Origin of the sequence: Tsukamurella pseudospumae, from assembly GCF_001575195.1 — a bacterium.
GTDB lineage: Bacteria > Actinomycetota > Actinomycetes > Mycobacteriales > Mycobacteriaceae > Tsukamurella > Tsukamurella pseudospumae.
The window spans coordinates 77,604-103,467 of record NZ_LSRF01000012.1 but is presented as its reverse complement, the minus strand read 5'-3'; the positions used below and the strand labels follow the sequence as shown (position 1 = coordinate 103,467).

The following is a 25,864-nucleotide window of genomic DNA, read 5'->3' as shown; positions in this document are numbered from 1 at the left end:
CCCTGGGCCGGGTGGCCCGCACGATGTTCATAGGAGCTCTGGAGTTCGATCTCCTGCTGGGTGACGTCCATTCGCTCAAGCAGAAGCGATCCGTCATCAGGCCCGTCCTCGCCGAGCTGCGGAGGTTCTCCGTCAGCGCGGCCGAGGTGGGCGAACAGGACCTGCACCGCCGGGCGACGCTCGGCGTCGGCGTGGTCGGACCCGATCACGCGCACGTCGTCGAGGTCCTCGACCGGTGCGAGCGCACCGTCGCCGCGCATCCCGAGACCCAACTGCTCTCGGTGCGCCGCAGGCTGTTCGGCCCGGAGGACTAGCGGGACTTGAGCGAGGTCGGCGCAGGACACATGTCCTTCGCCGCCGACCGGGATATGCTCGCTGTCCACCGATCGTTCGCGGCGCGCGAGGTGTCGCCGATCGATCGTCAGAGGTTTTTCAAGGGAGGGAAGAGGCCATGGCCGACCCGGCACGGGCAGCTCGGCTCGCCAAGCGGATCGGCACGATCGTCGCGACGGCGATCGAGCACGACATCAAGGATCCGCGTCTGGACCACGTGACCGTCACCGATACGCGGGTGACGAACGACCTGCACGACGCGACGGTGTTCTACACCGTGATGGGGCCGACGCTCGACGTCGAGCCGGACTACGAGGCCGCCGCAGCGGGCCTGGAGAAGGCCCGGGGCCAGCTCCGCAGCAAGGTCGGCGCGGGCACGGGTGTGCGGTTCACGCCCACGCTCCGGTTCGAGCTCGACGGGGTGCCCGCCGCGGTCGCGAACATGGAGGCGCTGCTGGCGAAGGCCCGCGAGCAGGACGAGCGGGTCGCCGCCGTGGCGGCCACCGCGCAGCCGGCGGGCGACGCCGATCCGTACAAGCACGACGAGGACCCGGACGACGAACCGGGCGAGGACCCGCGGTGACCGACGCCCTCGCGGCCGTCGCGGCCGCGCTCGACGGTGCGCCCCGCGTGGCGGTGTACTGCCACGTGCGGCCCGACGCCGACACGCTCGGCTCCGGCCTGGCACTGGCTCGGGTGCTCCGTGCCCGCGGCGCCGAGGTGTCGGTGAGCCATCCCGGCCCGGACCTGCCGTCCGGCATCGACGGTCTGGCGGGCGCCGACGGTTTCTCGGCCCCGATCGATGCCGAGGTCGCGGTCGCCGTCGACTGCGCCAGTGCCGAGCGGCTCGCCGGACTGGAGGACTCGTTCCGGGCGCACCCGGTACGGGTGGTGATCGACCACCACGCCACGAACGGCGGGTTCGGCACCGTCGACCTGATCGACGCGGCGGCCAACAGCACCACGGAACTGGTGCTGGCGGTGATCGACGCGCTGGGCGCCGAGCTCGACGCGGAGACCGCGGACTGCCTGTACGCCGGTCTGGTCACCGACACCGGCTCGTTCCGCTGGGCCTCGCCCGCGGGGCACCGGATGGCGGCCCGGCTGCTCGACGCGGGCGCGCACGGCCGTGAGCTCACGCGGGAGCTGCTCGACAGCCATCCCCGCGCCTGGTTCCCCATGGTCGCCGCGGTACTCGGTTCCGCGACGGCCGTGCCGGAGGCCTTCGGCGGCCGCGGCGCGGTCTACGCCGTGTGCCGCGCCGTCGATCGCGGGCCGCTCGGCTGGGACGCCGCGGAGTCGCTCATCGACCTGCTCCGCACGGCGGACGACTGCGAGGTCGCCGCGCTGTTCAAGGAGAGCGACGGCGGCGAGTGGTCGGCGTCGCTGCGGGCCCGTACGGACGTGGACGTCTCGGCGCTCGCGCGCGGCTTCGGCGGCGGCGGGCATCGGCTCGCGGCGGGCTACTCGGCCATCGGCACCGCCGAGGACGTGGTGGCCGCCTTCCTCGCCCGCACATGACGGAGGCCGTCGCCGCCGTACCGTCCGGTCTCGGTAGGCGGATCGTCGGACAGGCGCTGCCCGCCCTCGGCGTCCTCGCCGCCGAACCCCTGTATCTGTTGTGGGACACGGCGATCATCGGTCGGCTGGGCGCGCTCCCGCTGGCCGGCCTCGCCGTGGGCGGGCTCATCCTGGCGACGGTCTCGACGCAGCTGACCTTCCTCTCGTACGGCACCACCTCGCGCTCGGCGCGCCGCTTCGGCGCGGGGGATGCCGACGGTGCCGTCACAGAGGGCGTGCAGGCAACCTGGCTCGCGCTCGCGGTCGGCGGTGTCCTCCTGTCCCTGGTGCAGATCTTCGCGGGGCCGGTGACGCGGGCCCTCGCCGGTCGCGACGAGATCGCCGTCGCCGCGGAGTCGTGGGTGCGGGTGGCCTCCTTCGGCATCCCGCTCATCCTGGTCACGATGGCCGGCAACGGCTGGTTGCGCGGCGTGCAGCGGCCCCGGGCCCCGCTCGTGTTCGTGCTGGCGGGCCTGGGCCTGTCGACGGTGCTGTGCCCCGTGCTCGTGCACGGCTGGCTCGGCGCGCCGGAACTCGGCCTGGTCGGCTCGGCGTGGGCGAACCTCGCCGGGCAGGTCGTCAGCGGCCTGCTCTTCCTGGGTGCGGTGATCCGTGCGGCACCGGCGGGCGGACTCCGGCTCCGGCCCGCCCTGGTGCGGGCGCAGCTCGTGCTGGGCCGCGACCTGATCGTGCGCAGCCTGTCCTTCCAGATCTGCTTCATCTCCGCCGGTGCGGTGGCGGCCCGCGCGGGCGCGCAGTTCGTGGGGGCGCACCAGATCGCGATGCAGCTGTGGAACTTCGTGGCCCTCGTCCTCGACTCGCTCGCGATCGCCGCGCAGACGCTGGTGGGCGCTGCGCTGGGCGCGGGGAACACCGCCGCGGCGCGGACGCTGGGCCACCGGGTGACGGCCTGGTCGACGGCCTTCGCGATCGCCATCGCCGCGGCGCTGGCGGGCCTGGCCGGCATCCTGCCGCACGCCTTCACCTCCGACCCGCAGGTCCTCGACGCGCTGACGGTGCCGTGGTGGTTCCTGGTGGGGATGGTGCCGATCGCCGGGGTCGTGTTCGCGCTCGACGGTGTGCTGCTCGGCGCCTCCGACGCGGCGTACCTGCGTACCGCGACCATGTTCTCGGCGCTGGTCGGGTTCCTGCCGCTGATCTGGCTCTCCTACGCCTTCGACTGGGGGCTCACGGGTATCTGGTCGGGCCTGGCGGCGTTCATGGTGCTGCGCTGCGCCGCGGTCGCGCTGCGGTTCGCCGGGAGCCGGTGGGAGCGGGTTGGGACCGCTCCGGCGTGACGGCTTGCATTGCGCGGCCGAATACGATCGGATGTTGCATATGGCATTCACTGTGATTACGCGCACGTCCGCGTTCCGCCGGATCCTGGCCGGCACCGCCGTCGTCGCCGGGCTCGGGGCGATGGTGGCATGTGCACCGTCCGATTCGGGTTCGGTGCCCTCGTTCACCGTGAACCCGAGCGCGGGCTCGGGCCCGTCGTCGGCACCCTCGTCCGCGCCGTCCGCGAGCGCCTCGTCGTCGGCCGCCGCGACCACCACGACCGCGCCCGGCCAGGCGGGCACGCCGGAGCAGCCCTACGTCGCCCCGTACACGCCGGAGACCACCACCACCACCACGAACCCCGCGTACGGCACGACGGCGGACACCACCGCCCCGCAGACGACGCAGCCCTACCCGACCACCGTCGTGATCCCGCCGGGCATCGACGTGCCGCCGGGCGTGCCGCGCACCATCACCATCCCGCCGAACCTGCCCTTCCCGCGCTGACCGAGCCCTCTGCACGACCCGGCCCCGGGACCCGGCGACGGAGATCCGTCGCCGCGTCCCGGGGCCGAGATGTCGGTCGGGGCCGGTCAGCGTGACGCGCGCGGCGCACCCTGACCGGGATCGATCTGCACCGGCCCGTCCTTGCCGGGCGTCACGTCGAAGTCGAAGATCGACGTCGGGATGTACACGGTGGCACACGAGTTCGGGATGTCGACGACGCCCGAGAGGCGGCCCTCGATCGGCGCGGCACCGAGCAGCAGGTAGGCCTGCTCCGGGCTGTAGCCGAACTTGGTGAGGTAGTCGATCGCGTGCAGGCAGGCCCGCTGGTACGCGAGATGGCTGTCCAGGTACCGCTGTTCGTCGTCGAGGGTCACCGACGTGCCCGAGAAAGCGAGGAACTGCTCGTACCGCGGGCCCACGTCGCCGCCGGGCAGGAAGATCGCGTTCTCGCTGACGCCGTAGGTCTCCATGCCGCCCGAGATGATGTCGACGTGCAGGTCGATGAACCCGCCCATCTCGATGGCGCCGCAGAAGGTGATCTCGCCGTCGCCCTGGCTGAAGTGCAGGTCGCCGACCGACAGGTTCGCGCCGTCCACGAACACCGGGTAGAAGACGCGGGTGCCGCGGGTGAGGTTCTTGATGTCCTGGTTGCCGCCGTTCTCGCGCGGCGGGGCGGTGCGCGCGGCCTCGGCGGCGGCCGCGGTGAAGGCGGCGCCCGTGAGGGTGCCGAGGATGGCGTCGTTCGGCTCGGGCGGCAGCGCCAGCGGCGGCACGCGGTCGGGATCGGTAGCGATGAGCGCCGCCTCGCGGGCGTTCCACCGGGCGAGCAGGTCCTTCGACGGTGCCGTGCCCATCAGGCCCGGGTGGATGATGCCGGTGAAGCTCACGTGCGGCACGTGGCGCGAGGTGGCGGTGTGGCCGGTGAAGTCCCAGATCGCCTTGTAGGCGTCGGGGAACTGGTCGGTGAGGAAGCCGCCGCCGTTCTCCTTGGCGAAGATGCCCGTGTAGCCCCAGCCCTGGCCGGCCAGCGGGCCGCTGTCCTCCTGCGGGATCGGGCCCACGTCCACGATGTCGACGATGAGCAGGTCACCCGGCTTCGCGCCCTCGACAGCGATCGGCCCCGACAGCGTGTGCACGGAGGTCAGCGGCGCGTTGAGGATGTCCTCCGCCGAATCGTCGTTGTGGATCGCACCGTCGAACCACTCCCGGCAGTGCACCCGGAAGGTGTCGCCCGGCTTGACGGTGACGGCCGGCGGGATGGCGTAGTGCCACCGGTTGTGGCCGATCTTCTCCTGATCGGTGAACTTCTTGCTGGAGTCGAGCGGAAAGACGACTTCGGGCATGGAACTGGCCTTTCTTCTACGGTGAACGATCGGGGGATTCAGGGGCGGGGGAGACCCGCGTGCCGGGGGTTCGACGGTGCGCCGCCCCCGCCTCCGCGCGTCCGCCCGGTCGGGGCGGAGACGACGGCCGGCTTCTCGGCGGTGGCCTTGGTGGCGTCGAGCAGCTTCATCGCCCCGGACGCGCCGCTGCCCAACCGGGGCGCGGTGATCCCGCGACGCGCCGGGGACCCGCAGCGACACGGCGTCGCCTCGGGGACGTCGCGCATGCTGAAGACGGCGTCGAAGGGTCCGCAACTGCTGCAGCGGAATTCGTAGGTGGGCATGACTGGACCGTATTCCTTTCGTCCGGTTCCCGGGCGGAAACTACCGAATCGGTATCGTTTTCGGTGGGTAACGTGTGCCCGTGCCCCCGAAGTCGACTGCGCCGCGCGCGCAGACCCGCAAGGCCCGGGTCGCCCGCCGCCGCGCGCGTCGGGTGGCCGCCGCCGACAACGACCTCACCGTGCCCGAGTGGGACGAACTGGTCGCCCTGTGGGGCGCGTGCGCGTACTGCGGCGGGGCGGGCCCGTTCCAGAAGGACTGCGTCCTGCCGATCTCGCGGGGCGGCCGTTACACGCAGACCAACGTGGTGCCGGCGTGCCGCTCCTGCAACGCCAGCAAGTGCAACTCCGAGGTCACGGGGTGGATGCGCCGCAAGAAGCTCGACGAACGGGCCTTCCTGCAGGGGCACGCCGAGATCCTGATGCACCTGCGGGAGCGGAACGCGGACGACGGTGCGCCGGCCCCGGAGGGCGGCGCACCGTCGGATCCGGTGGGGTGAGGGGTGCGCCTAGCGCACCGGCGGGTCCGCGGGCAGGACGTGCGCGCCGGACCTGTCCGTCGAGAGTGCCAGCGAACTGATGTACTGATTCTCGCCCTCGGGGCCGGGCACCGCGGAGGCCACCATGTCGGGCCGCTCGAACTCGACGCCGGTCACGCAGCACAGGAGCTTCTCGCCCGACGGGTTGCCGTACTCGTCGAACATCGGCAGGTCGATGCCGTCGTCGGAGCGGCGCAGGTAGTACCTGCCGCGGGTGGCGAGAGCGAGCACCGGCGGCAGCACCAGCGCGAGGACCAGGGCGACCAGCGGCGAGTAGGGCTGCAGGCCCGAGCCGAGGAGCCCGAAGAACGCGGCGATGGACAGGCCCGCCGCGACGATCACCGAGACGAAACCGACGGGGTTGACGTCGTAGAGCATGCCGCGGCGGAACTCCGGGACCTTCGGCGAGATCTTCAGGAAGTACTTGTTGATCGCGATGTCACTGGCCACCGCCACGATCCACGCGATGCCGCAGTTGGCGTAGAAGTTCAGCAGGTTGTTGAGGAAGCTGAACATGTCGGCCTCCATCAGGACGATCGCGATGACGACGTTGAACACGAGGAACACCAGGCGGCCCGGGTAGGTCTTCGTGACGCGGGTGAAGCTGTTGGTCCACGCCAGCGAGCCCGAATAGGCGTTGGTCACGTTGATCTTGATCTGGCTGATCACCACGAGGATCACGGCGAGCGTGAGCGCGAGCCAGTGCGGCAGGAAGTCCTGGTAGATCTCCACGAACTGGTGCACGGGCTGGTTGGCGATGCCGGCGTTGTCGATCGTGATCCCGATCAGGTAGACGGCCAGGAAGAGGCCGACGATCTGCTTGACGGCGCCGAAGAAGACCCAGCCGGGGCCCGCGGTGATCACGGCGGTCCACCAGCGGCGCGAGTTCTCGGGCGTCTTGGGCGGCATGAACCGCAGGTAGTCGATCTGCTCGGCGATCTGGGCGATGAGCGACAGGCACACGCCTGCGGCGAGCATGGTGCCGGCGAAGCTGACGCCCTTGTGCAGGGGCTCCCCGGTGGCGGTGTCGATGCCGCCGAAGGCGAAGAAGTCGCCGATCGCCTCGGGGTGCTTCAGCAGCAGGTAGCCGAAGGGCAGCACCATCATCACGAGCCACAGCGGGGTGGTCCACACCTGCAGCTTGGCGAGTGTGTTCATGCCGTAGACGACCAGCGGGATGATCAGCACGGACGAGAGCAGGTAGCCCAGCCACAGCGGGATGCCCAGGCCGAGCTGGAGCCCCTGCGCCATGATCGATCCCTCGAGCGCGAAGAAGATGAACGTGAAGGACGCGAAGATCACGTTCGTCAGGACCGAGCCGTAGTAGCCGAAGCCGCTGCCGCGCGTGATGAGGTCGAGGTCGATGTTGTACCGCGCGGCGTAGTAGGCGAGCGGATATCCGGTCAGCACGATGACCAGCGCGAAGAAGCCGATGCCCCAGAGCGCGTTGCCGGTGCCGTTCGCGATGCCGATGTTCGCGCCGATCGCGAAGTCGGCGAGGTAGGCGATGCCGCCGAGCGCCGAGGTGGCGACCACTGCGGGGCCCCACTTGCGGTAGCTGCGGGGCGCGAACCGCAGGGTGTAGTCCTCGAGCGTCTCGCGGGAGGCGCTGTCGCGGAGCGGGGTCGACGGTGCGGTCGTCGCCTCCGGGGGTTGCAGTGCGGTCACGAAAGATCCCTTCCGGCCCGGCCGTGCGGCGCGGGGTTGGAAGGAATCGTGCTGGGGAGGCGTTGGGCGGCGGTGTCCGAGCCGTAACGGGTCGGTTACGGGACCGGGTGCGGTGTGACGGCCGTGTTGCCCGCCTTCGTCCGTGCCGCCGCGTCCTCCTTGCGCTTGACGGAATCCCGGATCTGGTCGATGTTCTCGCGCAGCATGTCGGAGACCAGCTCGTCGGTGCGCTCGTCGGCGAGCACCTGCAACACCATGCGGAACGAGGTGTCCACGATGAGCTGGATGATCTCGTCGTGGAAGGGGATGTATTTGACCGCCTTGGTCTGCGGATCGTTCTTGACCATCTCCTGGATCATCCCGCTCATCTCGGGCCGGTTCTCCTCGAGTGCCAGGGCGATGTTCTTGGTGTAGTGGCCGGTCCTGAGAACCTCGGTCACCTCGTCGAGCACGGCGACGGTGATCGGCCGTTTCACCGCGTCCACCACGGCGTCGGTCGCGCGTCCCACGACGACCGCGGTGATCCGGTCGCCGTAGGCGCGGTCGATCGCGGTGGCGAGCCGCGCGATCACCAGGACGAGGCGGAGGAACTTGAAGGCGGACGGCAGCGCCATCGTGACCACGAACGCGGGCACCATGCCGAGCAGCTCGTACCAGTTGAGCAGCAGGAACCTGCGTGACCAGTGCGCCGCGCGCCAGCGGGCCAGGAACTCCAGGAAGAAGATCAGGCAGATCCCGGCGTCGATCCACAGCGCGGTGATGTAGAGCCCGCGCGGCAGGTGCACGAAGGTCATCACCGTGATCAGGACGAGCGAGACGATCGCCAGGGCGATCATCGCCCAGTCCATCCAGTCGACGGGACGGCGGCGGCCGGTGGTGGCCGCGGGGGCAGTGGGCTCAGTCATCGTCCTTGAGACTACTGAGCCGCGGCCGCATCGCCCCGGATTCAGCCCTTCGGCTTCACCAGGCGCTGAACGTCGTCGATGATCCGCCCCGCGCCGATCACGCCGATGCCGACCATCCAGGTCTCGTCGTCCACGGCGAAGGCGCGCCCGGCGGCGACGGCGGGCAGCGCGCCCCAGCGGTCGGTCACGGTCTGCTGCGTGGCGGTCGAGTTGGCGCCGGGCGTGTGGAAGACGTAGTCGCCGTTGATCTCGCCGAAGTGCTCCAGGGAGGGCTCGATCATCGAGTACTCGCTCCACGGCTTCGACGGGATGGTGAAGCCCATCGCGGTGATCACGCTGCCCGAGAACGTGCCGGGCCCGTAGATCCGGAAGGTGCCGTTGGCGCGCCACCGCACGATCGAGACCGACGTGCCGGCGGCCCCGACCTTCCGGCCCACCTCGGCGGCCCTGGCGTCCAGCTGCGCGAGCTGCTCGGTCATCTGCGCGGAGCGGTTCACCGACAGTGCGGTGATGTTCGCCTGCTCCTTCCAGTTGGTGCCCGTGTCCACCGAGTACACCGTCGGGGCGATGGCGGAGAGCTGCTGGTAGAGCTTGGCGTGCCGGACCTTCGATCCGATGATGAGATCGGGCTTGAGCTTCGCGATCTCCTCGATGTCGGGGCTGGCGATCAGGCCCACGTTCGCGGTGCCGTCGAGCTTGTCGCGCAGGTAACCGGGGAAGCCCTCGTTCGCGGCGGCGACCGCCGCACCGACCGGCTTGATGCCGAGCGCGACCAGGGCGTCCGTGTGCGGAGAGTCGATGACGACGATGCGCTGCGGGTTCGCGGGCACCGTCGTCTCGCCCATGGCGTGCCGGACGACCCGGGTGTCCGCGGCCGAGCTGTCGGTGTCGCCCGACCCGCAGGCCGCGAGCGTGGCGGCGGTGGCCACGGCGAGGGTGGCGGCGAGGAAGCGGCGGCGGTTCGGGGGCGGTGCGATGGTCATGGCGGTAGACGCTAGCAGGTTAGGTTAGGGTTACCTGTCCTAAGGTTCGTCGTGTTCGCGACGGGCGAGATCGGCGACCGTGACCGACCGGTAGCGTGGAGGGGTGGCGAACCTCTGGGCGATCAGTGACCTGCACGTGGGGCACCGGGGGAACGAGGGCGTCGTCGACAAGGTGTGGCCCACGTCCCCGGACGACTGGCTGATCCTGGCCGGCGACGTCTGTGAGCGCACCGACCAGCTCGATGAGGTGCTCACGGCCCTGGCGCCGCGGTTCGAGAAGGTCATCTGGGTCCCGGGCAACCACGAGCTGTACACCACGTCCAAGGACCCGATGCAGGTCTTCGGCGAGGCTCGCTACGACCACCTGGTGGAGATCTGCCGGCATCACGGCGTGCTCACGCCCGAGGACCCGTTCCCGGTGTTCGACGACCCGGACGACCCCGAGACAGCGCCGGTCGCGATCGTTCCCATGTTCCTGCTCTACGACTACACCTTCCGCGACGAGGGCCTCACCACGCTGCAGGCGCTGGCCCGTGCGAAGGAGAAGAGCGTCGTCGCCACCGACGAGTTCCTGCTCTCACCCGAGCCCTATGCGACCCGTGACGCGTGGTGTCGGGCGCGACTGGAGTACACGCGCCGTCGGCTCGCCGCGCTGCCGGCCGGCACCCGGACGGTGCTGGTGAACCACTGGCCGCTGCGCCGCGAGCCCACCGAGGTGCTGTTCTACCCGGACTTCGCGCTGTGGTGCGGCACCGTCGAAACGGCGGACTGGCACCGGACCTACAACGCCGAGGCGGCCGTGTACGGGCACCTGCACATTCCCCGTACCACCTGGTACGACGGCGTCCGGTTCGAGGAGGTCTCGGTGGGCTACCCGCGGGAGTGGCAGGAGCGCGGCCTGCCCGAGCCGCTGCTGCGGCGGATCCTCCCGGCGCCGGCGTACACGGAGGAGTCGTTGGGACACTACGGCGTCCACTTCGAGGTGGACCCGAAGTACCGGGACGATCCGGAGCGGTTCGCCGCGGAACGCGCTGCCGCGCAGGAGCGGCTGAGCGACCGCCGCGTGGCGGCGCGGGAGCGGATCGCCGAGCGTCGAGCGGCGCGGGAATCCGGTGCCGGACCCGGACGGGGCGGCGGCCCCGGGGATTCCGGCCGCGCCGCTCGCGAGAAGGAGTCGGAGAAGTGATCCTGCAGTCCATGCTCCCGCGCGGACTCGTCGCGCGGGAGGCGCACGGCGATGTCGACGCGCAGCTGCACCCGCGCGAGGCGGCGCAGATCGCGCGGGCCGTGCCCAAGCGGCAGGCGGAGTACGCGACGGTGCGCCACCTCGCTCGGGAGGCGCTGGGGGAGTTGGGCATCGACGACGCCGTGCTCGTCAAGGGCGAGGGCGGCGGGGTGGACTGGCCGCGCAACGTGGTGGGCGCGCTCACGCACTGTGACGGCTACCGCGGCGCGGTGGTCGGCTACCGGATGGGGGTGCGCACCGTCGGCATCGATGCCGAGCCGCACCTTCCCCTGCCGGACAAGGTGCTGCCCACCGTCTCGGTGGAGTCCGAGCGGGAGGTGCTCGCCGCCCGCGACGCGGACGGCCTGCACTGGGACCGGCTCCTGTTCTGCGCGAAGGAGGCCACCTACAAGGCGTGGAATCCGATCACGGGCCGCTGGCTCGGCTTCGAGGACGCGGAGATCACCTTCGGCCTCGAGTCGCGCACGGACGATTCCGCCGAGGGCACGTTCCGCTCCCGCATCCTCATCGACGGCAGGACCACCGACGGCGGCCCACCGGTCGCGTCCTTCGACGGCCGGTGGCGGATCACCGACGGCCTCATCGTGACCTCGATCGCGGAGGTGTGAGATGACCGTTCCCCACCGGGGCTTCCTCGAGCCCGACGGTGCCGGGCTGATCATCGTCGACAAGCCCGCCGGACTGACCAGCCACGACGTGGTCGCCCGCTGCCGCCGAGCCATGAGCACCCGCAAAGTCGGTCACGCGGGCACCCTCGACCCGATGGCCACCGGCGTGCTCGTCATCGGGATCGAGCGGGCCACGAAGCTGCTGGGCCACCTCGCTCTGACCACGAAGGCGTACTCGGCCACCGTCCGGCTCGGCGCCTCCACGACGACCGACGACGCCGAGGGCGAGATCACCGGCGGCGCCTCCGCCGCAGGGCTTTCCGACGACGCCGTCCGCGCCGCCATGCTCCCCCTGACGGGTGCGATCGAACAGGTCCCGTCGACGGTGAGCGCCATCAAGGTCGACGGTAAGCGCGCCCACCAGCTGGTCCGCGAGGGCGCCGAGGTCCAGCTCAAGGCGCGCCCGGTCACCGTCGACGAGTTCGCGGCGCACGCCTTCCGGCGCGAGGGCGAGTACCTCGACCTCGACGTGACCGTGGAGTGCTCGTCGGGCACGTACGTCCGGGCGCTCGCCCGGGATCTCGGCGCGGCGCTCGGCGTGGGCGGGCACCTGACGGGCCTGCGCCGCACGCGGGTCGGGCCGTACGGACTCGACCACGCGATCACGCTCGACGACCTCTTCGAGGCTCCGCGCCTGTCGTACGGCATCGACGAGGCGATCGCCACGGGATTCGCGACCCGGGAGATCACCCAGGCGCAGGCCGTGGATCTGTCCCTGGGCAAGTGGCTCGACCCGATCGGGATGGACGGCGTCTACGCGGCCGTCACGCCGGACGGGCGCGCGTTCGCCCTCCTGCAGGAGAACGGCAAGCGCGCGAGCTCGGTCTTCGTGGTGCGGCCGTCGGCCTGAGCGGCGCTCACCGCTCCAGGACGAGGGTCCAGCTCTCCCGGGGCGTGGATTCGTCACCGCGGGTCGGCAGGGTCGCGCCCTCGGACGCGAAGCCCAGCGCGGCCAGGTCCGCGGCGGCGCCCGCATGGCGGTCCGCCAGCGCGATCGTGAGCCGCCGGGTCCGCTGACCCTCCGCGACGGCCCGGCAGACGGCGACGACGGCCGCGGTCGCGCCGTCGACGTCCACATCGCGGTCCAGGCGATCGATGATCTCGGTCGTCGAGCTGCCGCCGTCGACGTGAACGTTGATCGCGCCGATGGGCCGACCGTCGACGGTGACGGTGTGCTCGCCGGCACGGGTGGGGAGGAAGCCGATGTCATGGCCTCCGACGGCGCGGGCGGCGCCGAACGTCGTGTCCGCAGCCGGGGTGGCGCGGGCGGCGCGCGCCCGGGCGCGCAGCCGGCGGACCCCGTGCCGGGCCAGCCCGAGGGCCGCGCCGAGTGACGGCCGGTCCGCGGGCCGAGGCGGCAGCGGCTCGGCGCCGATCGAGGCGAGGACCGCGGCCAGTTCGGCACGCGCCGCATCGGTGTTGTGCCGGACGTGGATCGAGTGATCGGTCGGCCGGCCGTCGTACTCGCGGAGCCCGCGGAGCGTCTGCAGGTACGTGAAGCCGACCGATTCGGCGAGGGCGATCGGCGGTCGGTTGTGCACGGCCATCGGCGCGACGACGACGGGGAGGTCGGGGTGCGCGGTGAACACGTCGAGGACGCACGCGGCCGTGAGGAAGGCGGTGACCTCGTACGAGTGCGGCAGCCCGGCGACCCACGTCGACGCCTCGGCGTGCCCGGTGCGGGGATCGCGACCCGCCCACACCTGGTAGCCGACCACCCGGTCCTCGGCGCCGTCCTCGACCGTGAGCACGCGCGCGATGCGCACGTTCGGGTCGTGGGTCGCCGCCCACCAGGTCTCCGCCCATGCGGCCGCGGAATGCTCCTCGTCCCAGTCCGTGTCGGGGCTGCCGAACGCCGGCCGCAGGCGCTTCTCGTGCTCGAGGTTGGTGCGACGCCACGATTCCGCGTCGGAGAGCCGTGGTGCGCGGAACTCGACGACGTGCTCCCCGATGCGGTAGCGGCCGACGTTCGACTGGGTGGTCACTGCACGATGCTACTGCAAAATTTCCCCGACGTAGCGGGCCGACGGCCGGATGATCTTGCCCTGGTGGACCTGCTCGAGGATGTTCGCCGTCCAGCCCACGACGCGGGCGACGCCGAAGGTGGGTGTGAACATGGACGGCGGCAGTCCCGCCTCACTCATCACCACGCCCGCGTAGTACTCGACGTTGGCGTAGAGCCGCCGGCCCGGCTTGAGCTCGTTGATCGCCGCCTCGATCTCCGATTCCACCGCGAGCGCCTGCCGGACCAGCGGCGAGTCGTACCGCCGTGCGACGCCCTTGAGCAGTTCGGACCGCGGGTCGTGCGTGCGGTACACGGCGTGCCCGAAGCCCATGATCTTCTCGTCGCGGGAGATCTTGCCGCGCACCCATTCCCGGGTGTTCGCCGGGTCGCCGATCTCGTCGAGGGCGGCCAGTGCCCGGCTGGGAGCGCCACCGTGCAGCGGCCCGAGGAAGGCGCCCAGGGCGCCGAGCAGGCACGACGCCATGTCCGACCCGGTGGACGCGATCACCCTGCCCGCGAAGGTCGAGGCGTTGAAGCCGTGGTCGATGGCGGCCACGAGGTAGGTCTGCAGCGCCGCGGCGTCGTCGCCATCGGTGTTCCCCGTGGCCATGCGGAGGTAGTCGGCGGCGTGGCCGGCGTCCGGATCGGCCTCGACGGGTTCCTCGCCCCGGGTCAGACGGTGTGCCGCCGCCAGGATCGTCGGCGTCACCGCGGCGGATCGCAGCGCCGCTGCGGTCCGTTCGTCCTCCGGCAGGTCCATGAGGGGGCGGTCGCCGAGGCCCTGGGCGGCGAGGGCCACGCGCAGCGCGTGCATGGGCTCGGTCCCGGGCCGGACGGTCGCCCGCAGCAGGTCGACGGTGCCGCCGTCGAGCGCCCGGAGCGCGCCCACCTGCCGGCGGAAGGTCGCCGCCGCTGCAGGCCCGGGGAGCGAGCCGAACAGCATGAGGTGCCACGCGTCCTCGAAGCCGACGGTCGCCGCGAGGCGCGCGGCGTCGTGGCCGCGGTAGTGGAAGCAGCCCTCCTCGCCTCGGACATCGCCGAGTTCGGTGTCGGTCACGATGACGTTCTTGAGCCCCGCCGGGGCGATGAGCGGTGTGGTCATGAGCCGAGTGTGGGCGATGTTGATCAACATCCGCAATGTTGATTGAATCAAGGTCGTGGACAGATGGATCACGACCTCCGAGGCGGCGGAACGGCTGGGCGTCAAGCGCGGGACGCTGTACGCGTACGTCAGTCGGGGAGTGCTGCATTCGCGGCGCATGCCGGGGCAGGCCGAGTCGCTGTTCGACCGCACCCAGGTGGACTCGCTGGCCGCCGGCAAGCACGACGGCCGGCGCGAGGCCGACCGCCTCCTGCGGTTCCGGGCCGTGACCACCCGGGTCTCGGCGCTCCGCGGGGATTCGCTACGCCTGCGCGGCCGCCCGATCGCGCAGGTGTGCGCGGAGATGGACTTCGCTGCGGCGGCGCGCTTCACCCTCGAGGTCGACGGTGCCGTGCCCCCGCCGCGGGTCGACCTCGGCCCGGCGCGGGGCGTGGCGCTCGAGCGCCGGATCCCGCTGGCGGTAGCGCTGCTCGCGGCGTGGGATCCGTTGCGCGCGGACCGGTCCGCGGTCGCTGAACGCACGCTGGGCCTCCTGCCGGTCCTCGCCGATCTCGTGCCCGAGGTGCGCCTGGAGCATCCGTGGGTGCAGGCCCAGGCGACGTGCCTCATCGACAACGGGCTCGCGGCGTCGACCACGGCCGCGCGGGTCGCGGCCTCGGCCCGGGCGGGGCTCTACGACACGCTGCTCGCCGGGTACGGCGCGATGGCCGGCGTGCTGCACGGCGGGGCTCCCGCCGCTGCGTACGCCATGCTCGGGCGGATGCTCGAGGGCGGGGATGTGGACGCGGCGATCGCGGACGCGTCGTGGGGCGGCCACCTCGCCGGCTTCGGGCACATCGTGTACACGGGTGAGGACCCGCGGGCCACCGTCGTTCTCGACCTCCTGCGCGCCGACCGGCCGGACGCGCCCGCCCTGCAGGCGGTCGCGGAGCTCGCGGATCGGGTCGGGCGTGCGGTGAACATCGACCTCGCCGGCGCCGCGGTCGCGCACGAACTCGGCCTGCCGGCCCGCTCGACGGAGGTGCTGTTCCAGTACGGGCGCACCGTCGGGATGGCGGCGCACATCGCCGAGGAGTACGAGGAGGCGCCGCTGCGCTGGCGCGGCGCGAACAGTGGCGGCGTGCGGTGAGGGCTGTGGTTCACTAGGTTAGCCGAACCTTAGGAGCTGTCGCATGTCCATCGTCCTTCCGACGGTCCGCCGTACCACCCGTCGCGACCTGTTCCGCGGGTCCGGCCTGCTCGGCGCCGCAGTGCTCGCCGCTGCGTGCGGGACCGACGGCGGCGCCACCGAGTCGGGGCGGCGCACCGTCGAACACGTGCGGGGGAGCACGGCCGTCCCCGACGACCCGCGGCGGATCGTCACCGTCGGCTTCAGCGACCAGGACCCCGTACTCGCGCTCGGCGGGCGGCTCGTCGGTGTCACGGACTGGTACGGGGACTACGAGTACGCGACGTGGCCGTGGGCGCAGAAGGCGCTGGGCGATCAGAAGCCCGCCGTGCTGAACAAGGGGAAGTTCACCGGCACACCCGATTACAAGTACGAGGAGATCGCGGCGTTGAAGCCCGACCTGATCCTCGGGTTGTACACGAAGATGAGCCCGGACCAGTACGAGCAACTCTCGCGGATCGCGCCGACGGTGGGACCGCCCCGCCGGGCACAAGGAGTTCACGGCGCCCTGGGACGTGGCGACCCGGCTCACCGGCGACGCGCTGGGGCGGCGCGACGTCGCCGACCGGGCGATCGCCGCGGTGAACGAGAAGATCGCGCAGGCCCGCGCCGCGCATCCGGAGTTCGCCGGGCGCACGGCCCTCGTGGTGGAGCGGTTCAAGCAGGGATCGAGCTTCGTGCGCTCGCCCGGCGACCCGCGGTCGCGCCTGCTCGCCGCGCTCGGCTTCACGGTGCCGGAGGTCGAGGGCAGCGCGGGCAGCGGCAACGACGGCGTGGACCTCGCGGACGAGCGGATGGCCGAACTCGACCAGGACGCGCTGGTGTGGAACGTGGGGAGCAAGCCCTCGCGGCGGGCCGAGATCGAGGCCCTGCCGATCTACCGGACGGTGCCCGCGGTGCAGGCGGGCCGCTCGGTCTTCGTCGACGATCCACTGGTGTCCGGGGCGTGGACCTGGGGAACCGTGCTGAGCATCCCGACGGTGGTGGACGCACTCGCGAGTAGCATCGCGCCCGTGATGAAGCGATGACGGATCTCGCCGCGGCGATCCGTGCCGAGTTGCGGGCCGCGGCGGACCCCGAGCGGGCGCCGAAGATGCAGGCGTACATGAAATCCGCGATGCCCTTCCTCGGCGTGCCCTCACCGGCCGTGCGCACGATCACCGCAGCCGTCCGGCGCGAGCACCCGCCCGCTGACCTCGACGAGCTGCGGGCGGCGGTGCTGGAGCTGTGGGACCACGCGGCGTACCGCGAGGAGCGCTACGCCGCGCAGAACCTGCTGCGCTACCGGCTCGGCAAGGGCGATCCGGCTCTCCTACCCCTGCACGAGCACATCGCCGTGACCGGCGCCTGGTGGGACCACGTCGACGAGACCGCCCGCCACATCGCCGATCTCCACGATGCGCACCCCGAGGACACCGCGGCGGTGGTGCGGGCGTGGAGCCGGGGCGAGGACCTCTGGCTCCGCCGCCTGGCGATCATCTCCCAGCTCGGCCGGAAGGACCGGCTCGACACGGACCTCCTGACGGACGTGATCGAGCCGGCCCTGGCATCGTCGGAGTTCTTCCTGCGCAAGGCGATCGGCTGGGCCCTCCGGGAGCACGCGAAGACCGATCCGGACTGGGTGCGCGCCTATGTCACGGCGCACGAGGACCGGCTCAGCGGGCTCTCGCGGCGCGAGGCCCTCAAGCACCTGTGAGGCAGTCCTCCGGGTGATCCGCAGCGGTGCGACGCGCGGCGCGGGCGGCAGCGCTGTCCCGCACCGCGAGCGCAATGGCGACGACGGCCAGCGCGGCCCCGGCGAGGGGGAGCGCACGGTAGGAGGCGCCGAGGTCGAGGAGCGTCCCACCGAGCCAGGGGCCGATGGCGATCCCCGCGTTGAACGCCGCCACGGTGAACGCGGGGGCGAGCGTCGGTGCGCCGGGGGCGAGCATGAAGACCCGCGAGTTCAGTGCCGGGTTCGTGACGAAGCCGGCCGCGCCGAGGAGTGCCGCGGCGGCGCCGGCGGCGCTGGGATGCGGTAGCGCCACCGCGAGCGCGGTCGATGCCACGGCCAGGGTCGCGGTACCGCCCACCAGCACCGATGCGGGTCTCGTGTCGGCGAGACGGCCGCCGACGGCGATCCCCGCCACCGCGCCCGCGCCGTAGAGGGCGAGCACGATCGGCACCGTCGACGGGGCGGCGTGCGAGGTCTCCAGGAGCATCGCGCCGAGGTAGCCGAACGAGATGAGCAGCGCGGCGATGGAGAACGCCGTGATCGCGTACGACACCCACAACCGGCCGGTCCGCAGCGCGCGCACCTCCTCGCGCGGACGGGTGACGGCCCCCGTCGTGACGTGTGCGGGCACCGTCGTCGCGATCGCGGCGCCAGCCACCACCGTCGCGATCGCCACCGCGACGAAGGTCGCGCGCCAGCCCGCGTGCTGGCCGAGCAGGGTCCCGAGAGGGAGACCGATGACCGTCGCGAGGGTCAGGCCACCGGCGACGACACTCATCGCCCGGCCGCGGCGGTCCTCCGGGACGAGCGCGATCGCCGTCGTCGCGGCCACCGACCAGAAGCCGGCGTAGACGAAGGCCCCGACGAACCGGGTCGCGAGGAGGACCGCGAACGAGTCGGTGGTCGCGGCCACGAGATGCGTGACGGCGAACACTCCGGTGAAGACCAGCAGCGCACGGCGTTTCGGCCAGCGCAGTGTCGCGAGCGCCAGCACGGGTGCACCGACCATCATCCCCAGCGCGAAGCCGGAGATGAGCAGGCCGGCCTGCGGCACGGAGACGTGCAGGTCCGCCGACACCTCCGGAATCAGCCCCGCGAGCATGAGCTCCGAGGTGCCCTGCGCGAAGATCCCGAAGCCGAGGACGAACACGGCGAGCGGCATCACAGCAGCGACCCGCCGCTCGCGTCGATCCACTGGCCCGTCACCCGGCCGGCCGCGTCGGAGACGAGGAAGCCGACCACGCCCGCCACGTCCGCGGGCTGCCCGATCCGCCCGAGCGGCGAGTCCGCGGCCATCGCGGCGCGCCCCTCCTCGGTGGCCAGCCGGGCCGCGTTCATGTCCGTCGCCGTGCCGCCCGGCCCGACCGCGTTGACGGTGATGGCGCGGGGCGCGAGCTCCTTGGCCAGGGCGAAGGTGAGCGCGTCGATCGCGGCCTTGGACATCGAGTAGGGGAGCAGCGCGGGGTTGTAGGAGCCGTGGGTGAACCGGGTCGAGATGTTCACCACCCGGCCGCCGTCGGTCAGCCGCGGGAGCCCGTGCTGCAGCACGAAGAACGGTGCGCGGGTGTTGACCGCGAGCACGCGGTCGAAGGTCGCGGCGTCGACCTCGGTGAACGGCGTTCGGCCGCCCAGGATTCCGGCGTTGTTGACGATGATGTCGGCGTGCGGCGCGTTCCGGTCGTACTCCTCCCACAAGCGCGCGGGCGCGTCCTCGGCCGCGAGGTCGGCGGCAAGGGGGAACGCCCGTCCGTCGCGCTCCTCGATGGCGCGGACCGTCCGCTCCGCGGCGTCGCGGTCCGCGCCGTGGATCGCCACCGTCGCCCCGCGGTCCGCGAGGCCGTCGGCGATCGCCCTGCCGATGCCGCGGCTCGCTCCCGTGACCAGTGCGTACTTGCCTGCCAGATCGTCGTGCACCGTGTTCCTCCTGAATTACGTAGTGATCGCTACAGAAAAACGGTAACACTGATCCGTAGTGATCGCTATACAATGAGGTCATGGCGATCGGTACCCGCGGCAGGCCGCGCTCCTTCGACCGCGACGCGGCGCTGGACGCCGCCGCGCGCCTGTTCTGGGAGAAGGGATTCGAGGCGACCTCGATCCGTGATCTCACAGACCGGCTCGGCATCGAGGCGCCCAGTCTGTACCGCGCGTTCGGCGACAAGCGGCGGCTCTTCGAGGAGGCCGTCGGCGAGTACGACCGCACCTACGGCGGATTCATCGACGACGCGTTCGCGGAGGAGTCCACGGCGCGCACGATCGCGCTGCGGCTGCTCGCGGAGGGGCCCGCGCGGTACACCCGCGCGGGACTGCCGCGCGGCTGCCTGGTGGTGAGCGGCGACGCCGGCACCACGGACGCCGAGGTCATCGGCTACATGATCGCGATGCGCTCCGCGAACGTCGCGCGCCTGGCCGACCGCATCGGCCGCGACGTGGAGTCCGGGGTGTTGCCCGGCACCGTCGATCCGCTCGCGTTGGCGCGCTTCACCTTCGCGACCCTGAACGGGCTCGCCGAGGCCGCCCGCGAGGGCGTGCCGGTACAGGAGTTGGAGGCCGTGGCCGCGGTCGCCGCGGGCGCCTGGCCCGTCAGCTCCTGACCCAGATCGCCTGCGCGGCGATGTCGCCCAGGTCGAGGGGGGCACCGTCGTCCACCGTGACGGCGACGGTCCCGAGGAACTTGCGCAGCTCCACGACCTCGATCCGGGCGTCGGGCGCGATGCCGACCTCCTGGAAGTAGCGCAGCATCTCGGGGTCGGAATCGGAGATCCGGGCGACGGTGCCGGACTGCCCGGCCTCGAGTTCGGACAGCAGGCACGCGTCGGGGGTGGGCACGGTGCCGTCGGGCTGCGGGATCGGGTCGCCGTGCGGGTCGCGAGAGGGGAAGCCGAGCCGCTCGTCGAGGCGCGCCAGGAAGCGCTCGGAGACCGCGTGCTCGAGGACCTCCGCCTCGTCGTGCACCTCGTCCCAGCCGTAGCCGAGCTCGGAGACGAGGAACGTCTCGAGGAGCCGGTGGCGGCGCACCATCGCGGTGGCGGCGGAGCGGCCGTCGTCGGTGAGCGTGACCGCACCGTACTTCTCGTGGTCGACCAGCCCCTGGTCGGCCAGCTTGCGGATGGCCTCGGAGGCGGTGGACGCGGAGACGCCGAGCGCATCGGCGAGCGACTTCGTGGTGACCTTCACGTCGGACCACTCCTGCGCGGTCCAGATCTGCTTGAGGTAGTCCTGCGTGACCGCGGACAGCTCGCTCACGGGGCGCGGCGAATCGGGCAGGGGAGGCTTACTCACGCACCCACCATAGGCCGTCCGATAGGGTGAGTGCGTGCTTCGCTGGCGAGGGCTCGATGACGTTCCCGCGGACTGGGGACGCTGTGTGGTGACGATCGGCGTGTTCGACGGTGTACACCGTGGACACGCCCAATTGATCGCACGCGCGACCGCGGAGGCCCATGAACGTGGGCTCCCGGCGGTCCTGATGACGTTCGATCCGCATCCCGCCGAGGTGGTGCGCCCCGGTTCGCATCCTCCGCAGCTCACGACGCTGACCCGGCGCGCCGAGCTGGCCGAGGAACTGGGCATCGACGTCTTCTGCGTGATGCCCTTCACCGCGACCGTCATGGCGCAGCCGGCCGAGGACTTCGTCCACTCGATTCTGGTCGAGCGGCTGCACGCCGCGGCCGTCGTCGTCGGCGACAACTTCACCTTCGGCTACCGCGCGCTCGGCAACGTCGAGATGCTCGGCCAGCTCGGCCAGAAGTTCGGCTTCTCCGTCGACGCGGTCCCGCTGCTCACGGAGCACTCGGTCACCTACTCCTCGACGTACATCCGCTCGTGCGTCGACGCGGGCGATGTGGCCGCCGCCGCCGAGGCGCTCGGCCGGCCCCACCGGGTCGAGGGCGTCGTCGTCCGCGGCGACGGTCGCGGTCGCGAACTGGGCTTCCCGACGGCGAACGTCGCGCCGCCGATGTTCGCCGCGATCCCCGCCGACGGCGTGTACGCCGCGTGGTTCACCGTCCTGGGGCCCGGTCCGGTCGTCGGGCAGGTGACGCCGGGGGAGCGGTATCCGGCCGCGGTCTCGGTCGGCAGCAACCCGACCTTCTCGGGGCGCACGCGCACCGTCGAGGCCTTCGTGCTCGACACGTCCGCCGATCTGTACGGCCAACACGTGGCCGTGGACTTCGTGGACCGGGTGCGCGGGATGGAGCGGTTCGACTCGATCGAGGACCTGCTCAAGGCGATGGGCGGCGACGTGGACAAGACCCGCGCGATTCTGGGAATCGCCTGACTCCTGGTAGCGTGGCCTCTCGTGCCTGCTGCGGTTCGCGGTGGCGGCACGGATCCATGACGACGCGATACTGAGAAGGAGCTCATCCATGTCGCTCACCACCGAGCAGAAGAAGTCCATCCTCGCCGAGTACGGCCTCCACGAGACCGACACCGGTTCGCCCGAGGCGCAGGTCGCGATGCTCACCAAGCGCATCACCGACCTCACCGAGCACCTCAAGCAGCACAAGCACGATCACCACAGCCGCCGCGGCCTGCTGCTGCTGGTCGGCCGTCGTCGCCGTCTGCTGAAGTACGTCGCCTCGGTCGACATCAACCGCTACCGCACGCTCATCGAGCGCCTCGGCCTGCGTCGCTAAGAGCTTTCGCCAGCGGCCCGCTTCCGGATTTCCGGGGGCGGGCCGCTCGCGTTTGTCGGGTTCGACGGTGCGCCGCCCGTCCGGTGGGGGTGCGGACCCGGGTGCGGGGTGTGTCGCTTCCGCGAGCGATGCGCGCGGCGCATACCGCTCTGACCTGCGACGATGCGGCGCGGGTTATGCGGCGCGCGGATACCCTGGCGGTTCGGTAGACGGGGCGAGCCGTCCCTCATCCAGCGGACCGCGGTCCAGCCATCACGTCAGACGCGGTCAGCCGTGGATTCACAGATCACTGTGGGCGCGGGCGCAGGACACCGTCGCCCTGCCGAGGCCGGGGGTATGCGGCGCGCGTATAGCCCCGTCGGGAAAATTTCCCATTTGACCTGCAGGTATTCAGCAATGCGTGCCGCGCATGGCCTGCGCGACCGACACCACTCTCCGAGAGGCGTCAGCGGTCCTGGGGCTTCACGAAGGGGAAGGCGAGGGTGGCGCGGATGTTCACGCCGGCGAGCAGCATGATGATCCGGTCCACGCCGATGCCCAGGCCGCCGGTGGGCGGCATGGCGTAGGACAGCGCGTCGAGGAAGGACTCGTCGAGCTCCATCGCCTCCGGATCGCCCGCGGCCGCGGCCATCGACTGCTTCGTGAGCCGCTCGCGCTGATCGATCGGGTCGGTCAGCTCGGTGTACGCGGTCCCCAGTTCGGCGCCGAAGCCGACCAGGTCCCACTGCTCCGTCAGCCGCGGATCCGACCGATGTCGGCGCGCCAGCGGCGAGACCTCGACCGGGAAATCGCAGTAGAACGTGGGGAACTCGGTCTGCTTCTCGACCAGCGCCTCGTACAGCTCCATCACCAGCTTGCCGGCCGTCGCGCCGCGCGGGATCGCGACGTGCCGGCGTTCGCACACGGCCGCGACCTCCTCGAGCGTCGACGCCGAGGTCAGCGTCGTCCCCGCCGCGCGGGACACCGCGGAATGCACGGTGACCATCGGCCACTCGGCCGTGAGGTCGACCTCCCGAGTGCCGCCGGCACCGTCGGGCCGCACGGCCACCGGCCGGCCGTTCACGGCGACCGCGGCGGCGAGGATCACCTCGCGCGTGAGGGTTCGCATGGTGCTGTAGTCGCCGTAGGCCTCGTACGCCTCGAGCGCGGTGAACTCGGGGTTGTGCGTGGCATCGGCGCCCTCGTTGCGGAAGTTCCGGTTGATTTCGAAGACGCGTCCCATGCCGCCCACGGCCAGCCGCTTGAGGTACAGCTCGGGCGCGATGCGCAGGTAGAGGCCCATGTCGTAGGCGTTGATGTGCGTCGTGAAGGGCCGCGCCGCGGCACCGCCGTGCACCGACTGCAGCATCGGTGTCTCGACCTCGGTGTATCCGCGGCCCACGAACGCCTCGCGCATCGCCGCGACCGCCCGGGAGCGGCGGTACAGCAGGTCGACGGCACCGTCGTCGGTGATGAGCTCCAGGACGCGATTGCGGGCCCGCGTCTCGTCGCCGAGGCGCACCCCGGGTTTCGGCACGGGGGACAGGCACTTGCCGGCCATCGCCCAGGACGCGAGGAGCACCGAGGGCTCGCCCGTGCGCGACCGGATCGGCTCGCCCGTGACCGACACCAGATCGCCCATGTCGATCGAGGTGCGCCACAGGGCCCGGGCGTCGTCGGGCGTGCGCGAGCGCTCCGCGACCACCTGCAGGGTGGTCCCGTCCTCGTGGAGTTCGACGAACGTGACGCCGCCGTAGTCGCGCATCGCGCGCACCCGGCCGGTCACGGAGACGACGGTGCCCGAGGCACCGTCGGGCGGGAGGACGGAGCACTGCTCCCGGGCGGAGGCCAGGGAGGAGGTGCGCGGCACCGACGGGGGGTAGCCGGGCATGCCTGCGGCCTCGAGGGCCTCGAGCTTGCGGCGGCGGACGCGCTGTTGCTCCGACAGGCGCACGGGCGGAGCCTCACGGCGCAGCAGCCGTTCCTCGTCGGCCAGGAGGCGGTCGACGAACTCGGGGTCGCGGGGCGTCTGTTCGGGGATCGACGGTCCCGCCAGGAACTTCGGCCCGATCTGCGGCAGGAAGCCCTCGGCGGTACCGACCGCGATGCCGGCCCGCACCGCGGTGAGCACGGGGTCGTAGCAGAGGATCCGGGGCACCCACTCGGGGCGGTACTTGTCGTTGGACCGGTACAGCGTCTCGAGCTGGTAGAACTTCGACGCGAAGCTGAGCACGGAGTCGACGAGCCGGGTGATCGGGCCGGCGCCCACGCGGTCGGCCTCGGAGAAGACCGAACGGAAGACCGCGAAGTTCAACGAGATCCGCCGGATGCCGACCTCGCCGCACTGCTCGATGAGCTTGGCGACCATGAACTCGTTGAGGCCGTTCTCGGCGTCGCGGTCGCGGCGCATGAGGTCGAGCGAGAGGCCGCGGGTGCCCCACGGCACGAAGCTGAGCAGTCCCCGCACCGCGCCCTCCGCGTCGTGCGCCGAGACGAGCACACAGCGGCCGTCCACGGGATCGCCGACGCGGTTGAGCGCCATGGAGAAGCCGCGTTCGGTCTCCTCCCCGCGCCACGTCTCGGCGAGCTCCTCGACCTGCTTCAGCTCGTCGGCGCTGAGATCGCCGTGGCGCCGCACGCGCAGGGTGTAGCCGGCGGCGCTCACCCGGGTGACCGCCTGTCGGACCGCGCGCATGTCGCGGCCCTTGAGGGTGAACCGGTCGACGTGGATGATCGCCTCGTCGCCGATCGTCAGCGTGCGCAGGCCCGCCGCCTCGTAGACCTGCGCACCGTCGGCGCTCGCTGCCAGCACGGCGGGGTAGAGGCTGTGCCGGCGGCAGTCCTCGATCCACGCGCCGACGGCCGCGGGCCAGGAATCGCGGTGACCGATGGGATCGGCGCTGGCCATCGACACCGGGCCGACGGCGCGGCAGGTCACCACCGCCTTGCGGTCGGGCGCGGAGATCACCGCCTTGTCGCGGCGGGTGGCGAAGTAGCCGAGCGAGTCGTCCTCGCCGTACTCGAGCAGCAGGCGCCGGACCTCGAGCTCCTCCGGTTCGGTCATCAGCTCGTCACCACGGCCCGCCCGCCAGAACGCCATGAGGGCGAGGATCAGCACCGACGCCGACATTACGCCTGCGAGCGAGTAGATCCACAGCGGGCCGGAATGGCCGCCGAGCGCCACGTCGATCTGGCGCGGAACCGCGACGCCGAAGGTCGAGCGCAGCGACCACAGCAGGATCTCGACGGTGCCGTTCAGCCGCGAGGCGCCCCGCCCCGGGAAGGTCGACGCGAGGCCCACCACGATCACGTACACGGCGAGGAAACCGCCGACGAGGACACCGATCGCCGCCCGTCGCGAGCCGTGGGCGAGTCGTGCCGGGAACCGCGGACGGGCGATCACGACGAGCCCGAGCACCACGAGGCTGATGGCGGTCGCCAGTGCCGCGCCGGGCAACGAGTAGCGGATCGAGACGTACGCCTCGAGGAACGACGGGAGGTGCCGCGCCTCGTCGGGATCGAGTTGGTCGGTCGCGATGATCACCAGCGTGGCGGCGTTCACCAGCACCTGCAGCGACATCACGATCACCGCTACGGTGTGGGCGGCGCGCAGCCGGCGGCGCAGGGCGCCGCTGAGCACCGTCAGGGCCGCGACCAGTAGCAGGCTGGGATGCGAGGGGATGCCGAGGATGCCGAGCGCGTCGGAGACCAGCGGCAGCACGCGATCGCCGCGGATCACGGCCATGAGCAGCGACACGAACGCGGCCACCAGCATCATCCGCGCGATCCACACGGCGGTGTACTCCTGCGTCCGCTCCCGAGCGGTCTGTGACATCCCGTTCCTCTCCGCTCGTGTACGGCGTGTGCGAATCACCTGGAAAAGACTCCCGATGATAGCCTTGATGGCGG

Annotated in this window: 26 protein-coding genes and 1 pseudogene; 16 read left to right on the top strand and 11 right to left on the bottom strand. The window is 71.6% G+C overall.

Going from position 1 to position 25,864, the window contains the following annotated elements:
- Positions 1-23 precede the first annotated feature (23 nt).
- The 5 genes from AXK60_RS08380 to AXK60_RS26290 all read left to right on the top strand — a co-directional run bounded on the left by AXK60_RS08380 (position 24) and on the right by AXK60_RS26290 (position 3,678).
- Positions 24-314: a DUF503 domain-containing protein gene (locus AXK60_RS08380; protein WP_068570664.1), complete on the top strand. Its 291-nt coding sequence runs from the start codon at positions 24-26 to the stop codon at positions 312-314.
- Positions 315-451: 137 nt separating this feature from the next.
- Positions 452-916 (top strand): 30S ribosome-binding factor RbfA, encoded by a 465-nt coding sequence (rbfA, locus tag AXK60_RS08375; protein ID WP_068570597.1) that lies wholly within the window; start codon positions 452-454, stop codon positions 914-916.
- Positions 913-1,854: a DHH family phosphoesterase gene (locus AXK60_RS08370; protein ID WP_068570596.1), complete on the top strand. Its 942-nt coding sequence runs from the start codon at positions 913-915 to the stop codon at positions 1,852-1,854. Before rbfA ends, AXK60_RS08370 begins: the two co-directional genes overlap by 4 nt.
- The gene (locus AXK60_RS08365) at positions 1,851-3,191 is read left to right on the top strand and encodes an MATE family efflux transporter (protein WP_068570595.1); all 1,341 of its coding nucleotides are present in this window, start codon (positions 1,851-1,853) and stop codon (positions 3,189-3,191) included. Before AXK60_RS08370 ends, AXK60_RS08365 begins: the two co-directional genes overlap by 4 nt.
- A gap of 40 nt (positions 3,192-3,231) precedes the next feature.
- A complete protein-coding gene (locus AXK60_RS26290; protein WP_068570594.1) occupies positions 3,232-3,678 on the top strand; it encodes a hypothetical protein in 447 nt (148 codons plus the stop codon).
- 86 nt (positions 3,679-3,764) lie between these two features.
- Here AXK60_RS26290 and fmdA read toward each other — a convergent pair whose 3' ends face one another.
- Together fmdA and AXK60_RS08350 are read right to left on the bottom strand one after the other, a co-directional pair.
- Positions 3,765-5,021 (bottom strand): formamidase, encoded by a 1,257-nt coding sequence (gene fmdA, locus AXK60_RS08355; RefSeq protein WP_068570593.1) that lies wholly within the window; start codon positions 5,019-5,021, stop codon positions 3,765-3,767.
- A 38-nt stretch (positions 5,022-5,059) separates the two neighbouring features.
- The gene (locus AXK60_RS08350) at positions 5,060-5,344 is read right to left on the bottom strand and encodes an FmdB family zinc ribbon protein (RefSeq protein ID WP_068570592.1); all 285 of its coding nucleotides are present in this window, start codon (positions 5,342-5,344) and stop codon (positions 5,060-5,062) included.
- An 80-nt stretch (positions 5,345-5,424) separates the two neighbouring features.
- On the opposite strand from AXK60_RS08350, the gene AXK60_RS08345 reads away from it, so the two are divergent.
- Complete coding sequence (locus AXK60_RS08345) at positions 5,425-5,841, top strand: HNH endonuclease (RefSeq protein WP_068570663.1); 417 nt, start codon at positions 5,425-5,427, stop codon at positions 5,839-5,841.
- A gap of 9 nt (positions 5,842-5,850) precedes the next feature.
- Here AXK60_RS08345 and AXK60_RS08340 read toward each other — a convergent pair whose 3' ends face one another.
- From AXK60_RS08340 to AXK60_RS08330, 3 genes are all read right to left on the bottom strand, one after another.
- Complete coding sequence (locus AXK60_RS08340) at positions 5,851-7,548, bottom strand: purine-cytosine permease family protein (protein ID WP_068570591.1); 1,698 nt, start codon at positions 7,546-7,548, stop codon at positions 5,851-5,853.
- Between the two features lie 95 nt (positions 7,549-7,643).
- Positions 7,644-8,453 carry an ion transporter gene (locus tag AXK60_RS08335; protein ID WP_068570590.1) on the bottom strand — a complete coding sequence of 270 codons (810 nt, stop codon included), beginning with the start codon at positions 8,451-8,453 and terminating at the stop codon, positions 7,644-7,646.
- A gap of 41 nt (positions 8,454-8,494) precedes the next feature.
- The gene (locus AXK60_RS08330; RefSeq protein ID WP_217491765.1) at positions 8,495-9,436 is read right to left on the bottom strand and encodes an ABC transporter substrate-binding protein; all 942 of its coding nucleotides are present in this window, start codon (positions 9,434-9,436) and stop codon (positions 8,495-8,497) included.
- A 103-nt stretch (positions 9,437-9,539) separates the two neighbouring features.
- Here AXK60_RS08330 and AXK60_RS08325 point away from each other — a divergent pair, with 103 nt between their 5' ends.
- Genes AXK60_RS08325 through truB form a run of 3 tightly spaced genes read left to right on the top strand, consistent with a single transcriptional unit; the run spans position 9,540 to position 12,200 of the window.
- Positions 9,540-10,622 (top strand): metallophosphoesterase family protein, encoded by a 1,083-nt coding sequence (locus AXK60_RS08325; RefSeq protein WP_082777907.1) that lies wholly within the window; start codon positions 9,540-9,542, stop codon positions 10,620-10,622.
- A complete protein-coding gene (locus tag AXK60_RS08320; protein ID WP_068570659.1) occupies positions 10,622-11,290 on the top strand; it encodes a 4'-phosphopantetheinyl transferase family protein in 669 nt (222 codons plus the stop codon). The genes AXK60_RS08325 and AXK60_RS08320 overlap by 1 nt, the downstream gene beginning before the upstream one ends.
- 1 nt (position 11,291) lies before the next feature.
- Positions 11,292-12,200 carry a tRNA pseudouridine(55) synthase TruB gene (gene truB, locus AXK60_RS08315; RefSeq protein WP_068570589.1) on the top strand — a complete coding sequence of 303 codons (909 nt, stop codon included), beginning with the start codon at positions 11,292-11,294 and terminating at the stop codon, positions 12,198-12,200.
- 7 nt (positions 12,201-12,207) lie between these two features.
- Here the strand turns inward: truB and AXK60_RS26285 are convergent, their stop codons facing one another.
- On the bottom strand, positions 12,208-13,335 hold the full coding sequence (locus AXK60_RS26285) for a GNAT family N-acetyltransferase (RefSeq protein WP_068570588.1): 1,128 nt from the start codon (positions 13,333-13,335) through the stop codon (positions 12,208-12,210).
- 9 nt (positions 13,336-13,344) lie between these two features.
- Complete coding sequence (locus AXK60_RS08305; RefSeq protein WP_068570657.1) at positions 13,345-14,457, bottom strand: citrate/2-methylcitrate synthase; 1,113 nt, start codon at positions 14,455-14,457, stop codon at positions 13,345-13,347.
- Between the two features lie 55 nt (positions 14,458-14,512).
- Between AXK60_RS08305 and AXK60_RS08300 the strand changes: the two genes are divergently transcribed.
- The 4 genes and pseudogenes from AXK60_RS08300 to AXK60_RS08290 all read left to right on the top strand — a co-directional run bounded on the left by AXK60_RS08300 (position 14,513) and on the right by AXK60_RS08290 (position 17,321).
- Complete coding sequence (locus tag AXK60_RS08300; RefSeq protein WP_068570587.1) at positions 14,513-15,586, top strand: citrate synthase; 1,074 nt, start codon at positions 14,513-14,515, stop codon at positions 15,584-15,586.
- 43 nt (positions 15,587-15,629) lie between these two features.
- Positions 15,630-16,046 (top strand): annotated as a pseudogene (locus AXK60_RS28005) (iron-siderophore ABC transporter substrate-binding protein); the annotation flags it as partial.
- A 94-nt stretch (positions 16,047-16,140) separates the two neighbouring features.
- Positions 16,141-16,653: an ABC transporter substrate-binding protein gene (locus AXK60_RS27575; protein ID WP_244881062.1), complete on the top strand. Its 513-nt coding sequence runs from the start codon at positions 16,141-16,143 to the stop codon at positions 16,651-16,653.
- A complete protein-coding gene (locus tag AXK60_RS08290) occupies positions 16,650-17,321 on the top strand; it encodes a DNA alkylation repair protein (RefSeq protein ID WP_068570586.1) in 672 nt (223 codons plus the stop codon). Before AXK60_RS27575 ends, AXK60_RS08290 begins: the two co-directional genes overlap by 4 nt.
- On the opposite strand, the gene AXK60_RS08285 is transcribed toward AXK60_RS08290, so the two are convergent.
- Both AXK60_RS08285 and AXK60_RS08280 read right to left on the bottom strand, forming a co-directional pair.
- Positions 17,308-18,501 (bottom strand): Cmx/CmrA family chloramphenicol efflux MFS transporter, encoded by a 1,194-nt coding sequence (locus AXK60_RS08285; RefSeq protein ID WP_068570585.1) that lies wholly within the window; start codon positions 18,499-18,501, stop codon positions 17,308-17,310. The two genes, AXK60_RS08290 and AXK60_RS08285, sit on opposite strands and share 14 nt — an antisense overlap.
- Complete coding sequence (locus AXK60_RS08280; protein WP_068570584.1) at positions 18,501-19,253, bottom strand: SDR family NAD(P)-dependent oxidoreductase; 753 nt, start codon at positions 19,251-19,253, stop codon at positions 18,501-18,503. Before AXK60_RS08280 ends, AXK60_RS08285 begins: the two co-directional genes overlap by 1 nt.
- 80 nt (positions 19,254-19,333) lie before the next feature.
- On the opposite strand from AXK60_RS08280, the gene AXK60_RS08275 reads away from it, so the two are divergent.
- A complete protein-coding gene (locus tag AXK60_RS08275) occupies positions 19,334-19,933 on the top strand; it encodes a TetR/AcrR family transcriptional regulator (RefSeq protein WP_068570583.1) in 600 nt (199 codons plus the stop codon).
- Here AXK60_RS08275 and AXK60_RS08270 read toward each other — a convergent pair.
- Positions 19,923-20,585: a metal-dependent transcriptional regulator gene (locus AXK60_RS08270; protein WP_068570582.1), complete on the bottom strand. Its 663-nt coding sequence runs from the start codon at positions 20,583-20,585 to the stop codon at positions 19,923-19,925. The two genes, AXK60_RS08275 and AXK60_RS08270, sit on opposite strands and share 11 nt — an antisense overlap.
- 70 nt (positions 20,586-20,655) lie before the next feature.
- On the opposite strand from AXK60_RS08270, the gene AXK60_RS08265 reads away from it, so the two are divergent.
- Together AXK60_RS08265 and rpsO are read left to right on the top strand one after the other, a co-directional pair.
- Positions 20,656-21,618: a bifunctional riboflavin kinase/FAD synthetase gene (locus tag AXK60_RS08265; protein ID WP_068570581.1), complete on the top strand. Its 963-nt coding sequence runs from the start codon at positions 20,656-20,658 to the stop codon at positions 21,616-21,618.
- Between the two features lie 88 nt (positions 21,619-21,706).
- Positions 21,707-21,976 carry a 30S ribosomal protein S15 gene (rpsO, locus tag AXK60_RS08260; RefSeq protein ID WP_068570580.1) on the top strand — a complete coding sequence of 90 codons (270 nt, stop codon included), beginning with the start codon at positions 21,707-21,709 and terminating at the stop codon, positions 21,974-21,976.
- Between the two features lie 445 nt (positions 21,977-22,421).
- Here rpsO and lysX read toward each other — a convergent pair whose 3' ends face one another.
- The gene (gene lysX / locus AXK60_RS08255; protein WP_068570579.1) at positions 22,422-25,790 is read right to left on the bottom strand and encodes a bifunctional lysylphosphatidylglycerol synthetase/lysine--tRNA ligase LysX; all 3,369 of its coding nucleotides are present in this window, start codon (positions 25,788-25,790) and stop codon (positions 22,422-22,424) included.
- Between the last annotated feature and the right edge of the window lie 74 nt (positions 25,791-25,864).

Coding starts and splice junctions, on each gene's coding strand:
- AXK60_RS26290 (WP_068570594.1), top strand. CDS start 3,232: ATGGCATTCACTGTGATTACGCGCACGTCCGCGTTCCGCCGGATCCTG.
- AXK60_RS08335 (WP_068570590.1), bottom strand. CDS start 8,453: ATGACTGAGCCCACTGCCCCCGCGGCCACCACCGGCCGCCGCCGTCCC.
- AXK60_RS08290 (WP_068570586.1), top strand. CDS start 16,650: ATGACGGATCTCGCCGCGGCGATCCGTGCCGAGTTGCGGGCCGCGGCG.
- AXK60_RS08305 (WP_068570657.1), bottom strand. CDS start 14,457: ATGACCACACCGCTCATCGCCCCGGCGGGGCTCAAGAACGTCATCGTG.
- truB (WP_068570589.1), top strand. CDS start 11,292: ATGACCGTTCCCCACCGGGGCTTCCTCGAGCCCGACGGTGCCGGGCTG.
- AXK60_RS08275 (WP_068570583.1), top strand. CDS start 19,334: ATGGCGATCGGTACCCGCGGCAGGCCGCGCTCCTTCGACCGCGACGCG.
- lysX (WP_068570579.1), bottom strand. CDS start 25,790: ATGTCACAGACCGCTCGGGAGCGGACGCAGGAGTACACCGCCGTGTGG.
- AXK60_RS08380 (WP_068570664.1), top strand. CDS start 24: ATGTTCATAGGAGCTCTGGAGTTCGATCTCCTGCTGGGTGACGTCCAT.
- AXK60_RS08365 (WP_068570595.1), top strand. CDS start 1,851: ATGACGGAGGCCGTCGCCGCCGTACCGTCCGGTCTCGGTAGGCGGATC.
- AXK60_RS08285 (WP_068570585.1), bottom strand. CDS start 18,501: ATGCCGCTCGCCGTGTTCGTCCTCGGCTTCGGGATCTTCGCGCAGGGC.
- AXK60_RS08330 (WP_217491765.1), bottom strand. CDS start 9,436: ATGACCATCGCACCGCCCCCGAACCGCCGCCGCTTCCTCGCCGCCACC.
- fmdA (WP_068570593.1), bottom strand. CDS start 5,021: ATGCCCGAAGTCGTCTTTCCGCTCGACTCCAGCAAGAAGTTCACCGAT.
- rbfA (WP_068570597.1), top strand. CDS start 452: ATGGCCGACCCGGCACGGGCAGCTCGGCTCGCCAAGCGGATCGGCACG.
- AXK60_RS08350 (WP_068570592.1), bottom strand. CDS start 5,344: ATGCCCACCTACGAATTCCGCTGCAGCAGTTGCGGACCCTTCGACGCC.
- rpsO (WP_068570580.1), top strand. CDS start 21,707: ATGTCGCTCACCACCGAGCAGAAGAAGTCCATCCTCGCCGAGTACGGC.